This is a genomic window from Paenibacillus mesophilus, from assembly GCF_005938385.1.
GTDB classification, from domain to species: Bacteria; Bacillota; Bacilli; order Paenibacillales; family NBRC-103111; genus Paenibacillus_AB; species Paenibacillus_AB mesophilus.
Window position 1 is genome coordinate 45,921 of record NZ_VCRA01000019.1, and the last position, 13,368, is coordinate 59,288.

Genomic DNA, 13,368 nt, shown 5'->3' on the forward strand with positions numbered 1-13,368 from the left:
TCAGTTACGTACATAAGTAGTGATAAGTTGTTGTAACCAGATTCGAGGAGGATATGCAGCGATGGAATTGACCGACTTGACCGCGAGAGTAAGGCATACGCAGAAGAAGCTGCGGCTTCTTGCGATTTCGGGCGTACTGGATCAGTTTGACCGGGATATTATGAATTTGGACGACGAGAAGAGACGATCGAAATATGCAAAAATGGCAGCGAGCCCGTTCTCCTTTTTCCGAGGCAGCGCGTACTTGTTTTACTTCGACGTCAGCCGGGAATGGTTTCCGTACCACAGCTCGCCGGAACGCCCGACGTGGATCCAGGGCGATCTTCATTTTGAGAATTTCGGCGCGTTCCGCAGCGAGAGCGGACGGATCGTGTTTGACGTGAACGATTTCGACGAGGGCTACACCGGCTCCTATTTGTACGACATCCTACGCATGTCCGTCAGTATAGGGCTAGTGCTGCGGATGAACGGAATCGCGCCGAACTATCAGCGTGAAGCGCTTGAAAGCTACTTGTCCGCCTACGTGAAGCAGATACGCAAATTCGCGAAGCGCAAGGAAGATCCGCGAACGATTGCGTTCGATACGGATACGACGGAAGGGCCGATCCGCAAGCTGCTGAAAAAGATGGAGAAGCGGTCGGCGAGCCATTTGTTGGAAGACGTCACCGTCTGGACGGAAGAGGGCCGGCAATTCCGCTGGTCGGACGAAATTCAGCAGCCGACCGAAGCGGAGCGCGCCATGTTGATCGCCGGCTGGAATGATTACATAGCCAGCTTGGATCCGGAAACGAAACGTCAGGCCGAGTACTATAAGATTAAGGATATAGCCGTCAAACACGGCTCGGGGACCGCCTCCATCGGGTTGGACCGCTTCTATGTACTGATCGAAGGGGAGCGAAGCTCCAATGAGGCTCTGGACGATATTGTAATCGAGATCAAGGAAGTCCGGGGACCGGTACCGGCCTATTTTCTGCCCTACAACGAGTCGTTCTGGGACCGTTATGCCCATCAAGGTAAACGCGTCATCATGACGCAGCGGGCGATGCATCACGAAGCCGATCCGTTTCTCGGTTATTTGACGATGGATGGGCGTACTTTCTATGCACGGGAGCGTTCGCCTTTCAAGAAGAAGCTGAAAGCGGACAAAATCGCGGATATGGAGGAATGGACGAGCGTACTCCAATGCATGGGGCGAATCACTGCCAAATTGCATGCCCGTGCCGATGCCGACGTCGATCAAGGCCTATTGTCGCATCATAGCGAGGATGAAATCGCGGGCGCTATCGGGGACGATATCGACGGGTTTTGCGATTATGTGGCGAATTGGGCGCTGTCCTACGCCCATCAAGTGGAAGAGGATTACACGATGTTTTGCGAATGGGCCGCGGAGCTTTCAAGTAAAACCGGTTCGAAATGAAAGCGGGCAACGGATGCCGAACCTGTAACTCCGGCTGCTTTTCCTGAATAGGAGAGCGTCCGGAGTATTTTTCTATGTAACCCATTAGCCTATATCATTCAGCTCTTTCATTAAGCAGTTTAGTGTAGACGTTCTCTCTTGAGCATCTTGATGGTCAAATAACAGCTGCTCCAGAAACTCCCAGATGTCCTCCAATTTGCGTCTGTACTGATAAAACTGCAGAATATCGGGATTGATCGCAAAATGTTGATGGACTTTCCGATATATGTTCAAAAAATCATCATAGTAAGGCTGGTCGACCAAAAACATCAGATCGGCTTCAACGGGTGCCAATCTTAGGCCTTCCCAGTCAATCAAGATCAGCTCCCGATCGGATTGCATCAGATTCCAGTTGTGAAGATCGGTGTGGCACAGGGCCATTCTAATTTGACTGTTTTTCATTTCAGAATGCATCTCTAACGTTCCAATCAGAGTCTGTATTTGCTCAAGATGAGGATGTATCAGTGCCCTTACATCATCAGGAATCTTCTCATAATCTTTCTCCAAGAAGTTCTTCATCGTCGGCAGAAACGGAATAGTAAAGTCTTCCTTGATAGCACTCGTTTCAACCGGGATTTGTTCACTATACGAATGAAGCTCCGCTATGATTGCCGAAAGACTGCAAATCTGCTCCCCGGTCAAGTCTTTATCTCCGATAGTTTCACCCTCGATATATTCATAAAGCAGGTAGATTCCATCCTCATCTTCACATTTGTAAGCGCCATTCTTTGTTGCGACCGGCACTGGAATTTTCCCTTTCAAACCGCTATTTTGCTTGAGCCAAACCATGATCGATAAGAGCCGTCCATTTTGGTGTGGATGCTCTACTTTTTTCGTAAGCCTTCAAGAAGTATGTAGCTTTGCTGCTGTGCACTTTATACGCTAGTGCCGACCATCCGCCCCGCTGGGAGGAAACGCTCGTACTCTCCAGATCATACTGCTCTTTTAAAACCTCGCGTATCTTGTCCATCGTTTCCTCCTACTAAAAAGATGTAATGACCGAGTTAGCGATCATAGTCAACAAATTATTTTTTATATGGTAAATAATATCACATCGTAAATGCTTGTTCATTTGCACGAACAAAATTACCAATTCCGCGAACGAAATGACAATCCGGGAGGCAAAAAAAACGGTAAATTGCATAAATATTTTTGCAGCCGTTGTTCCTATGATAAAGAAGATTCGAGATGCAAGGAGCGATCGATCGGCAAAGTGGCAACGCTTCCAGAAAGCCGGACGACTCGGAAACGTTTCGGATCTATTTATGAAGCGGAGGAGATGGCTTGATGGACGAGCAATCGAAATCGGTGGACAATGGGGAAGACATGAAGAAGCAAACGGTGGCGGGCATGGTCAGCAGAAGAAAAATGCTGGCTTCGCTCGGCTTGGCCGGAGCGGCGGTAATCGGCTCATCGCTCGGAATCGCATACGGCAAAGAAGCGAATTCCGTGACGGAGACGGTATACGGGAAGAAGACGAAGCCGAAAGAGTTGATGGATATGGACTTTTGCGTTCCCTCAACCATTGCCGGGCTGCGGGCAGAAGGGAGTCCGGAAGCGGGCTTCGTTTATTACGTCACCGATCGGGGGCAGGAAGGATTTTTCTATTACGATCCGGCCGATACGGCTACGCCGGACAATTTGGGCACGGTGCTCGTCTCGACGTCGGGGGCGCGGTTCAAACGCATAGTGGAGACGGAATATGTCAACGTCAAATGGTTCGGAGCCAAAGGCGACGGCACGACCGACGACTTTAAGTCGATCCAGGATGCGATCAACGCCGTTTTCGCGATGGGTGGAGGGACCGTCTTTTTCCCGAAAGGCACTTACATCGTTTCACCTTACTTGAACAAGTGGATCACGCTGAGAAACAATGTAAATTTGTTGGGCGAAGGGATCTCCTCCGTCATCAAAGTCAAAGACAACGCCGGGGACTATTTCACGATCTTTTACGGAAGCAGCGGCGCGCCGCTCAAAAACGTGCGCATCAGCAAGCTGAGGTTCGACCAAAACCCGCAAAACAACCAAACGTGCTACATCGACTTGGATCGGAAAGATACCGTATATTTTTATCAATTCTGCATTATATCGTATCGATATGAAAACGTATTCATCGATCATGTCCAGTTCGATCCGACATGCGGTGTAAACTCGGTATCCTTGAACAGCGACACCGGCAAGCTCGCGTCGATTACGGATTGCTATTTCAATTTCGTCATGGCAAGAGGCAACGGCACCTACGACAATTCCGCCATCTATTTGAACGGCCGCAACCATACGGTGTCCAACTGTTTCTTCTACGCGGCTCCCGGGCAGAAGGCGCGGGGCGCGATCGAAACGCATATGGGCCAAAGCGTCGTATCCGGCAACGTCGTGGACGGGTACTATACGGGCGTTAATTTGCAGGCCGGGAACGCCGCCGACGAACGCTGCGATATGACGGTTGTGAATAATACGATCAGCAACGCCAATCAAGGAATCCAGATCGGTCCGTACAACGCCAATCCGGTGAAAAATGTAACCATTGCCGGCAATACGATCAGCCTGACGAATAAGGCGCATAAGCGAAATTTGACGATCGGCATCTCGAGCGCGGCATGGTCGAACGTTAAGACGCTTTTCGAAAATATTACGGTCGCGAACAACACGATCGTGTTCCAGGAGGAGTTCGAATTCCGTACGGAGCTGCAAAGCAATGCTTACGGCATCGGCTTCACCCATGATTCGGACCTCTCGAACGTAGTCATCAGCAATAACGTCATCAAAAACGCGCCGATTACCGGCATTTTCATCGGAAGCTTCCGGAATATCGGGGTCGTCTCGAATGTGCAAATTACGGACAACGTGATCGTAAACGCTGGGCATTACCCGACTCCGGCCGAATCGTACAGGTCCGGAATCTTATTGCGCTCGACGGTGAACGGCGCGCAAATAACCGGCAACCTCATCTCCGATACGTACGATGCTTGCAAAGGCATCTATTCTATTCGTGCAAGTGACACGGACGGAACGCTTACGGACGTTGCGGTAGACGATAACTTGATCCGAACGAAGCAAGGCGGGCTTTGGCTTCTCTTGGGCCAGTCGGTCATGACCGATCCGGTCCGCAAATTCGTCAAATTCGCTTCCGCCTATCCGCCTGTAACGGGGACCTTCAATCTGGGCGATACGGTGTGGGTCACCTCCGCAGCCGTGACGGACGGCAAAACGCCGGCCGGGTTCAAAGTCGTCGCTACCGGTACGGCCGGGACGTTGTCCGGCGTGACGGGAACGGGAACAGTCGGTAAAACGGCATTGACCGTAAACGACGCCTCCTCGCTTCGGGTAGAGCAATGGATCCGTATTGCGACAGGTAATCAAGTGCGGAGAGTCGTTCGCATCTCCGGCAACGAAGTGAGGTTAAATGCGGCGCTAACCGTAGATGTTTCCGCTCCCAGCGCGATCAGCTACGTCAATCCGGTACTCAAGCCGTTCGGCCGGATCGGCGATCTCGGCGCGATCGCGGATACGAGCAGCGCGACGCTGTCCGAGCTGGAATCGGAAGTGAACAAATTGAAAAAAGCGATGAGGGATTTCGGCATTTTCTCGCAGAATCCGTAAGATTCATTAACAAAAAAGGAAACGGCGCGCAGTACGGTGCCGTTTCCTTTTCCTTTTAAGTGATTCCAGCTCCGGTATCAGGCTTCCGCCTCCAAAATGCTCCGTTCCTTCGCTACACGTCTCGAACGCGACCGGGAGCGGGACATTCCGAGCGACAATGCGGCCGTTCCCGCCGCGACTGCGACAGATGCGGCCCCGATCCAACTGATGGCCGCGAGCGACGCACGCTCCACGATAATGCCTCCGATGCCCGCGCCGGCAGCCATTGCGAGCTGCAGCACCGAAGTGTTCAAGCTAAGCATGATGCCCGATGCTTCGGGGGCGAGCGTGATCAAATGGTATTGCTGCGTCGGGCCCGACGACCATGCCGAGAACGACCACAGCATTAGCAGAGGGAATACGAGCACCGCGGAATGGGCCGACAGCGACAGCAGCACGAGAGCCACTGCGTGAAGCAGCATCCCGCCGATCAATGTACGGGACACGCCCCATTTATCCGTGCCGATGCCTCCGAGCTTGGAGCCGACCAGGCTAGCGATGCCGAATGCGAACAGCCCTGCACTCACCGTTTGTTCGCTCATGCCGGTAACGGTGAGCAAGAAAGGCGAAATATACGTATAAGCGATCGCATAACCGACGATCCAGAAGAAAGTGATCGACAACGCGATGGCGATTTTCGGCTGCTTCAACAACATCAGCTGCTTGCGCAGCGGTACCGGCTCTTCACCTTCCGTTCGCGGAATCGTCATGGCGATAACGAGCATCGCGAGCAGACCGAGTAAGCCGATCCCGCCAAATATCGTTTTCCAGTCGTAAACGGCCGCGACGACTCTGCCAATCGGTACGCCGACGATCAGGGCGGTGCTGAACCCCATGACGAGAGTCGCGATCGCGCTCCCTTGGCGATCCGGTGGGGCCAGCTTGGAGGCTACGGTCAGCGCGGTCACGACAAATACGCCGGTACTAAGCGCCAAGATGACCCGGGAGCCCATCAGAAATTCGAATCCCGGCAGCAAGACGGCGATTCCGTTTCCGACCACGAATACGCCTAGAGCGTAGAGCAGCAGCTTCCTTCGCTCCAAGCGGGCGGTAACGGCCATCAGGAAAGGCGTCCCGAATGCATATGCGAGCGAGAATACGGTAATGAGCTGACCGGCGGCGGACACCGAAACGCCGATATCCTCCGTAACTTTATCCAAAATGCCGGCAATAATAAACTCGGACGTCCCGACCAAAAAACTGACGACGGCGAGCATATAAATTTTCCAAGCGTTCTTCATCGTACTGCTCCTCTCTGTATCCACAGAATATGATTTCTTGTACTTCTCCTATATTTCTAAAAGTATAGAAATAAAGACGAAAAAAAAGCTACTGCTGCTGCAGCAAATACGGCGCATATTTCAACGCCATGTCGCGGTTGACGCTGTAATAAATATACGTGCCGTCCTTGCGTAGATTCAGCAGACCGCAATCGGTCAATTGCTTGAGGTGGTGGGACAACGTCGAGCCGGCGACGGATTCCAGCTTGGTCATAATATCGGAGCAGCACAAATTTTGCTCTTCGGTAAGCAGAAGGGCGATTTTGAGCCGGGTCGGTTCCCCGAGCGCCTTGTATACTTTGACCGCTTGCCGTACTTCCGCGTTGTCTTCGACCATTATGCTCTCCACCTTTGCCTGCCAGTTTATTTCTATGTATTTCGAAATATAAAATAACACATCTTTTGGAGAATGTAAACAGCGGGATGTGGGGTGCCGGAACAGAAAGAAGCACCCCGGAGGGTGCCTCGGCACGATCATCTGCTTTTCTTCGGTCTATGCTTCGGTCGTTTGGGCCAGCGATGCGGCTGGACATGCTGAATCATCGCAAGAAACAATTCGCCCCACTGCCGCTCATTCAAGTAACAGACCGGTCGATGACGATCGATTTTCAACGTTTTCACCAGACGCGCAAGCTGCGGAGGCGTAAAGACGCCGGACATGGACTCGCCAAACGGCAGCATCGGATCGCGGAGCCCGTATGCGGCCAATGCGAGAAACCGCTCATGGTGGTGTTGCGGAATGACCGGCTCTGATATTCTGCTGACGGTTACAACGGCCGAATCCACTCGAGGCGGTGGGGAAAAATGGTTCGGCGAAACCGTCCGAACTAGCCGGATTTCATACCACATTCTCCAGCCCAGTATGCGCGGGTCGGTAATGGGAGTGGCCGTGAACCGTTTGGCCGCTCCTTTCTCTATAAGAAGCACGGCCCGCTGCAGCTTTACCGCCGCAGGCTGGCTCAATAGCTTTGCAAATATCGGAGTGGTGATGGAATAAGGAATATTGGCCACTACGCAAAACGGCTCTTTCGGGAGATGCAGTTGCAAAAAATCGATTTGTTTGATTCGAATATTGGTTTGATCGTTCAGCTTGCTAGACAGCTTTCGCACATACGTCGGATCATTCTCGACGGCGAGCACGTGTGCCGCTTTCGCTGCCAGCGGGAATGTGATAGCCCCGGTCCCGGCACCGATATCCAGAACTAGATCGCGAGGAGTGATTTTCGCCAGAGCGATCATTTGTTCGACGAGACGTTTATGGATCAGTAAATGCTGTGCGGAAAAATTGGACACAAAAAAACACCCCATTCATTCGTAATGGTGAATGAAAAAGGCACAGTACAAATAAGCCTGATCCTTTTACTTCAAAATAATAAATGGATAGGGCATACCCGATCTGTACCTTTCATTACCAAATGCGAATGAATGCGATGCAATACACGCGATAAAGCCTCCTTGAATGGAATAAAGGACTCGCCGTCTATACTGCACATTATATCAGCCGCCGTAAGGCAGGTACTATCCCCATTCTTTACTATAACTATATTTTCCGCAAATGCCGGATTCCATAATTTCTCATTGACACGGTGGAAGCCAACACGATATGATAGGGGCGAAACATAACTTAAACGTTTCAGTACCATTATCACTTAAACGTATAAGTGCTTAAACGATTAAGTCGAACAAAAGGGGGAAGCATATGTCCAAACGTTTGTTTATCGTCAGCGTGCTTGCCGTTATGTCCAGCGTTGCGGTTTTAACCGCATGCGGGAACAACACAACTCCGCCTGCAGCCCAAGAGCAGGGCAAGCCGTCCGAGGGTACCGCCAAGCAGGTAGGGCTGAAGCCGGAGGCGGGAGCGCAACTGCTCGTCTGGGAATCGAAAGGGCCCGAGCTTGATTATTTGAAAGCGGTCGCAGAACAGTTCGAGAAAGAGTACGGAGTCAAAGTGAAGGTGGAGTCCGTTCCGGCCATCGATTCTGTGAAAAAGCTGACGACGGACGGCCCGGCCGGCATCGGCGCCGACGTCTTCTCCTCTCCGCACGATCAATTGGGTAATGCCGTAATGGCGGGACTTGTGCTGCAAAATGACGTTTTCGACGAGAAGACGAAAAACGAATATATGGCGTCGGCCATAGAAGGCGTCAGCAACAAGGGAACGCTGTACGGGTTTCCGACGGCGATCGATACGTACGCGCTTTTCTACAATAAAAGCCTTATGCCGACGGCTCCGAAAACGTACGAGGAAATCGTCAAGTTTGCAGAAACGTACAACGATCCGAAAAACAAAAAGTACGCCTTCATGTGGAATGTCGGCCAACTATACCAATCCTACTCGTTTCTTGCCGGTTACGGCGGATACGTGTTCGGCAATAACGGCTCCGATGCGGGCGACATCGGTTTGAACAATGGCAAGTCTGTCGAAGGCGCAAAATACATTCGTTCGCTGAAAGCCATACTTCCATTAAACACGAATGACATCAATGATAACATCATCACCGGATTTTTCCAGGAAGGGAAGACGGCGGCCGTCATCAACGGTCCGTGGCTGCAGTCGAGCCTGACCCAAGTCAAATTCGAATACGGCGTCGCTCCTTTGCCGCTGCTGCCGAACGGCGAGCATCCGAAAAGCTTCTCGGGCATTCGCGGTCTGTACGTCAATTCGTATACGAAGTATCCGGCCGCCGCCAAGCTTTTCGCGAGCTACGCGACCAACAAGCCGAATTTGTCTAAACGATTTCAATTGACGAAGCAGCTTCCACCGAGAAAAGATCTGATGGACGATCCGATCATTACGAAGGACGCCAACGCTTCCGCTTTCCTAGAGCAAGCGAAGTACTCCGTTCCGATGCCGTCCATTCCGGAAATGGGCAACGTATGGGTGCCGGCAAGCACAGCGCTCGCCTCGCTATGGAACGACAATCAAGACCCGGGCACCGTCTTGAACAACGCGGTCAACCAAATCAAAACGGCAATCAAGACGAAGAAATAAGGCGGTTTTGCGTATGCACTCGAATCAAGGCGTTTGGCGTCACCAGACGAAAGCCGTTCTACTCTCTGCGGTATTCATCGGTCTCGGTCAGCTACACAACAAGCAATATGTCAAAGGCTTCTTGTTTCTGATAATGGCGCAGCTGTTTTTCTGGAACTACTATCCGATCGCCTTCAAGGGAATTTCCGGGCTTATTACGCTAGGGAAAGCGCCTACCCGAATTGTAGGAGGCCAGATCGTTCAGGGCGACCATTCCATCTTTATGCTAATCAACGGCCTTATTACGCTTGTCATCGTCCTGTTGTTTGCGGGCTTCTATGCGATGAACATACAGGATGCCCGGAAAAACGGAGAGCTTCGGGACGAAGGAAGCCGGGCTCCGGGGTTTATCGACTCGTTCAAAACGGCGAAATTTCGGCATCTGCCTTATTTGCTGCTGCTGCCCGCCGCCTGTTTCACGCTTTTCGTCACCGTAATCCCGCTCGTGTTCAATGTGCTGATCGCCTTCACGAACTATTCCGCTCCGGCCCACATTCCCGACCGGTCGCTGGTCGATTGGGTGGGGCTCCGAACGTTCGCCGATCTGTTCGCACAGGAGGCGTGGAGGTCGACTTTTCTCGGCATATCCGTCTGGAACATAGTCTGGGCGGCCGCTTCGACGGTATCGGTGTTTTTCGGCGGCCTGCTGCTCGCGATGATGGTGAATTACCCGGGCATCCGGTTCAAGCGGTTTTGGCGAACCGTCTTCATCTTGCCGTGGGCGGTGCCGCAATTTATTTCGATTCTCGTGTTCCGGGTGCTGCTCAACGGGTCGTTCGGTCCGGTCAACGATATGCTGGTAAAGCTCGGCTTCGCGCCGGTGCCGTGGCTATCCGATCCAACGATGGCGAAGGTGTCGATCGTGCTCGTCAATATGTGGTTTTCGACCCCGTTTCTGATGGCGTTGATGTCCGGCGTCTTGACGACGCTGCCTCGTGATTTGTACGAAGCGGCCGAAGTGGACGGAGCCTCGGGGCGGCAAAAGTTCGTTGGCATTACACTGCCTCTCGTACTGACAGCAACCGCGCCGATCCTCATTATGCAGTTTGCTTTCAACTTCAATAATTTCAATCTGATTTATTTGCTTACGGACGGAAGGCCGAACAACCCCGACTATTATTACGCGGGAAGCACCGATATATTGATCTCGTGGATTTTCAAGATGACGCTGAACCAGAGCCAGTTCAACATGGCTTCGGCCGTGTCGATCCTGATGTTCCTGTTCATCGCGGCTTTTTCCTTATGGAATTACAGGCGAATGAAGTCTACCCAAGAAGAGGATATGGTCTGAATGTCGAAGTTGAAAAATAAGTTGGTCGTAATCGGCATTTACACGGTTTTCGCGCTGCTGCTCCTGACGATCGTCTACCCGATCGTGTGGGTTGTCGGTACGTCGCTCAACCCGGGCACCGCGCTTCTGGTCAGCAGCATGTTTCCCGCCAATCCTACGATCGGCCATTATGTCGAGCTGATACGCAATACCGATTTCGTGTTGTGGTACGGCAATACGATCAAAATCGCGGTTTGGAACGCGTTGTTGTCGACGGCATTGGTGGCGGTGACGGCGTACGCCTTGTCCCGGTTCCGGTTCAAGGGCAGGAAGCAAGGCTTGATGGCTCTGCTTATTTTGCAAATGTTCCCGGGTTTCTTGTCCATTATGGCGATTTTTGTGCTGCTGCTGCAAACGAAGATGCTCGATACGCATCTCGGCATCGTTCTCGTCTACGCCGGCGGGGCCGTTTCGATGGGAACGTGGGTGATGAAAGGCCATTTCGATACGATTCCGCGAAGCTTGGAGGAAGCCGCCTTTTTGGACGGGGCTACCCATAAGGACATCTTTTTCAAAATTATTGTCCCGCTGTCCCTGCCGGCCGTTACGTTCGTTGCGTTGAACAGCTTTATTACGCCGTTCATGGATTTCATTTTGCCGCAAATCGTGCTCCGATCGTCCGACAAAATGACGCTCGCCCAAGGATTGTACAATATGGTCGCCAACGAGACGAACTCCAGCTTCACCCTATTCGCGGCCGGTGCCGTGCTGGTAGCGCTGCCGATTACGTTTCTGTACATGTATTTTCAAAAATATTTGATTGGCGGACTTGCGTCCGGAGCCGATAAAGGTTGACAGCGCCATTATATACGGATGGAGGGAGTAAGCCATGCACGTCGAAGCGATTTATCACCGGTCCGCGGACAGCTATTGTTACGCCTACGACGACCGTACCGTTCATATTCGGCTGCGCGCGAAAAAAGACGATCTGCAAACCGTCAAAGCGATATACGGAGACAAGTACGATTGGGAACATACCGCCAAGGAAACGCCTTTGTACAAAATGGCGACGGATGAGCTGTTCGATTATTGGCAGGCGGAGTTCGCGCCTCCGCATCGCAGGCTGCGGTATGCGTTCGAGCTCGTATCCGGCAAACGAAAGCTGTGGTATACGGAGCAAGGTTTTTCGGAAAGCAAGCCGCGAGATCCGCTTTCCTTTTTCGATTACCCGTTTCTATGGCCGAGCGAAATATTGAAGCCGCCGGAATGGGTCAAGGGGGCCGTCTTTTATCAAATATTTCCCGAACGGTTCGCGAACGGGGATCCGGCAAACGATCCGGCGGGTGTTCGTCCTTGGGAGCAGGACGACCCGGGACCGCACGATTATTTCGGCGGAGATTTGCAAGGCGTTCTGGACCGCATCGATTACATTCAATCGCTAGGCGTCAATGCCGTCTATTTCACGCCCCTCTTTGAGGCGAACACAAACCACAAATACGATACGGCGGACTATTTCAAGATCGATCCTCATTTCGGCGACACGGAGCTATTGCGAAGGCTGGTTCAAGCGTTCCACGATCGCGGCATACGCGTCATTCTCGATGCGGTGTTCAACCATAGCGGGATTCGGTTCGCACCTTTTCGCGATGTGCTGGAGAATGGACGGGAATCGGCTTACTGGGACTGGTTCCATATGAAGGACTACCCGGTTGCGACCGGGTCCAAGCCGTCGTATCATTGCTTCGCGTTCGAGTCGCACATGCCCAAGCTGAATACGGCTAATCCGGAGGTGCGCGCCTATTTGCTGGACGTGGCACGGCATTGGGTGAATGAATGCGATATCGACGGATGGAGACTGGATGTGGCGAACGAGGTTGACCACGAGTTTTGGCGGCAATTTCGGAAAGCGTTAAAAGCGCTCAAGCCGGACTTTTATATATTGGGCGAAATATGGCATGACGCGATGCCCTGGCTGCGGGGAGACCAGTTCGACGCGGTCATGAATTATCCGGCGACGGAGGCAGTACTCCGCTTTTTTGCCAAAGACGCCATCGATGCGGAAACGTTGTCGCATCAGATCAACCGGCTGCTGGCTAGCTACCCGCGGCAAGTGAACGAGGCGGCGTTCAATATTATCGGAAGCCACGATACTCCTCGGCTGCTCACCGTCGCGAACGATGAACGTAAAGCTATGCAGGCCGCCTTGTTTCAATTTATTTTGCCGGGTGCGCCTTGCCTCTACTACGGAGACGAAGTAGGGATGCGGGGAGGGGCGGACCCCGACTGCCGGAAACCGATGGTATGGGAGAAGCAGCGGCAAAACGGAGAGCTTCTCGACTTTTACCGAAGGCTGATTTCACTGCGCTTGGCGCACCCCGCCCTCCAGGAAGGATCGTTTGAATTCGTATACGCCCGGGACCGGCAGATTGTCGTGCGAAGAAAGCATGCAAGCGAGCACGTTTACGTTTGCTTTAATCATGGTGGCGCACAAGAGAGGATTCTGTTCTCGACAGATGGACAACTATCGCCAGTTCCGATATGGGGCAATGGTACATTCCGGATGGCCGATGATACGGTGACCGTAACGCTGCCTCCGTTCGGTTGGCTCGTATTGGCCGCTCCCGCCCAGGATGATTGACAAATCGGCGGTCGTATGATTAAATCGACTGAAACGTTTAAGCAGGGGCGGATG

11 protein-coding genes are annotated in these 13,368 nt (G+C 52.4%); 6 read left to right on the forward strand and 5 right to left on the reverse strand.

Going from position 1 to position 13,368, the window contains the following annotated elements; genetic code table 11:
* Positions 1-61 precede the first annotated feature (61 nt).
* Entirely contained in the window at positions 62-1,417 is a 1,356-nt protein-coding gene (locus tag FE783_RS26590; RefSeq protein WP_138882406.1) for a DUF2252 domain-containing protein, read from the forward strand.
* An 84-nt stretch (positions 1,418-1,501) separates the two neighbouring features.
* On the opposite strand, the gene FE783_RS26595 is transcribed toward FE783_RS26590, so the two are convergent.
* On the reverse strand, positions 1,502-2,245 hold the full coding sequence (locus FE783_RS26595) for an aminoglycoside phosphotransferase family protein (protein WP_338015908.1): 744 nt from the start codon (positions 2,243-2,245) through the stop codon (positions 1,502-1,504).
* On the reverse strand, positions 2,223-2,426 hold the full coding sequence (locus FE783_RS38870; RefSeq protein WP_338015909.1) for a hypothetical protein: 204 nt from the start codon (positions 2,424-2,426) through the stop codon (positions 2,223-2,225). Before FE783_RS38870 ends, FE783_RS26595 begins: the two co-directional genes overlap by 23 nt.
* A gap of 317 nt (positions 2,427-2,743) precedes the next feature.
* Here FE783_RS38870 and FE783_RS26600 point away from each other — a divergent pair, with 317 nt between their 5' ends.
* Complete coding sequence (locus FE783_RS26600) at positions 2,744-5,056, forward strand: right-handed parallel beta-helix repeat-containing protein (RefSeq protein ID WP_138882407.1); 2,313 nt, start codon at positions 2,744-2,746, stop codon at positions 5,054-5,056.
* A 77-nt stretch (positions 5,057-5,133) separates the two neighbouring features.
* Here the strand turns inward: FE783_RS26600 and FE783_RS26605 are convergent, their stop codons facing one another.
* The 3 genes from FE783_RS26605 to erm form a co-directional block, all read right to left on the reverse strand.
* Positions 5,134-6,336 carry an MFS transporter gene (locus tag FE783_RS26605; protein WP_138882408.1) on the reverse strand — a complete coding sequence of 401 codons (1,203 nt, stop codon included), beginning with the start codon at positions 6,334-6,336 and terminating at the stop codon, positions 5,134-5,136.
* Positions 6,337-6,424: 88 nt separating this feature from the next.
* A complete protein-coding gene (locus FE783_RS26610; protein ID WP_138882409.1) occupies positions 6,425-6,712 on the reverse strand; it encodes an ArsR/SmtB family transcription factor in 288 nt (95 codons plus the stop codon).
* A 137-nt stretch (positions 6,713-6,849) separates the two neighbouring features.
* The gene (gene erm, locus FE783_RS26615; protein ID WP_238403266.1) at positions 6,850-7,668 is read right to left on the reverse strand and encodes a 23S ribosomal RNA methyltransferase Erm; all 819 of its coding nucleotides are present in this window, start codon (positions 7,666-7,668) and stop codon (positions 6,850-6,852) included.
* Positions 7,669-8,074: 406 nt separating this feature from the next.
* On the opposite strand from erm, the gene FE783_RS26620 reads away from it, so the two are divergent.
* Genes FE783_RS26620 through FE783_RS26635 form a run of 4 tightly spaced genes read left to right on the forward strand, consistent with a single transcriptional unit; the run spans position 8,075 to position 13,314 of the window.
* Positions 8,075-9,367, forward strand: a complete 1,293-nt coding sequence (locus FE783_RS26620; RefSeq protein WP_138882411.1) for a sugar ABC transporter substrate-binding protein — start codon at positions 8,075-8,077, stop codon at positions 9,365-9,367.
* A 13-nt stretch (positions 9,368-9,380) separates the two neighbouring features.
* Positions 9,381-10,697, forward strand: a complete 1,317-nt coding sequence (locus FE783_RS26625) for a carbohydrate ABC transporter permease (RefSeq protein WP_138882412.1) — start codon at positions 9,381-9,383, stop codon at positions 10,695-10,697.
* Positions 10,698-11,531, forward strand: a complete 834-nt coding sequence (locus tag FE783_RS26630) for a sugar ABC transporter permease (protein ID WP_138882413.1) — start codon at positions 10,698-10,700, stop codon at positions 11,529-11,531. It begins immediately after the preceding gene.
* A gap of 34 nt (positions 11,532-11,565) precedes the next feature.
* On the forward strand, positions 11,566-13,314 hold the full coding sequence (locus tag FE783_RS26635; protein WP_138882414.1) for a glycoside hydrolase family 13 protein: 1,749 nt from the start codon (positions 11,566-11,568) through the stop codon (positions 13,312-13,314).
* Positions 13,315-13,368: the final 54 nt, after the last annotated feature.

Excerpts from the sequence above, each read along its gene's own strand:
- FE783_RS26590 (WP_138882406.1), top strand. The coding sequence starts at position 62 with ATGGAATTGACCGACTTGACCGCGAGAGTAAGGCATACGCAGAAGAAG.
- FE783_RS26595 (WP_338015908.1), bottom strand. The coding sequence starts at position 2,245 with ATGGTTTGGCTCAAGCAAAATAGCGGTTTGAAAGGGAAAATTCCAGTG.
- FE783_RS38870 (WP_338015909.1), bottom strand. The coding sequence starts at position 2,426 with ATGGACAAGATACGCGAGGTTTTAAAAGAGCAGTATGATCTGGAGAGT.
- FE783_RS26600 (WP_138882407.1), top strand. The coding sequence starts at position 2,744 with ATGGACGAGCAATCGAAATCGGTGGACAATGGGGAAGACATGAAGAAG.
- FE783_RS26605 (WP_138882408.1), bottom strand. The coding sequence starts at position 6,336 with ATGAAGAACGCTTGGAAAATTTATATGCTCGCCGTCGTCAGTTTTTTG.
- FE783_RS26610 (WP_138882409.1), bottom strand. The coding sequence starts at position 6,712 with ATGGTCGAAGACAACGCGGAAGTACGGCAAGCGGTCAAAGTATACAAG.
- FE783_RS26620 (WP_138882411.1), top strand. The coding sequence starts at position 8,075 with ATGTCCAAACGTTTGTTTATCGTCAGCGTGCTTGCCGTTATGTCCAGC.
- FE783_RS26625 (WP_138882412.1), top strand. The coding sequence starts at position 9,381 with ATGCACTCGAATCAAGGCGTTTGGCGTCACCAGACGAAAGCCGTTCTA.
- FE783_RS26630 (WP_138882413.1), top strand. The coding sequence starts at position 10,698 with ATGTCGAAGTTGAAAAATAAGTTGGTCGTAATCGGCATTTACACGGTT.
- FE783_RS26635 (WP_138882414.1), top strand. The coding sequence starts at position 11,566 with ATGCACGTCGAAGCGATTTATCACCGGTCCGCGGACAGCTATTGTTAC.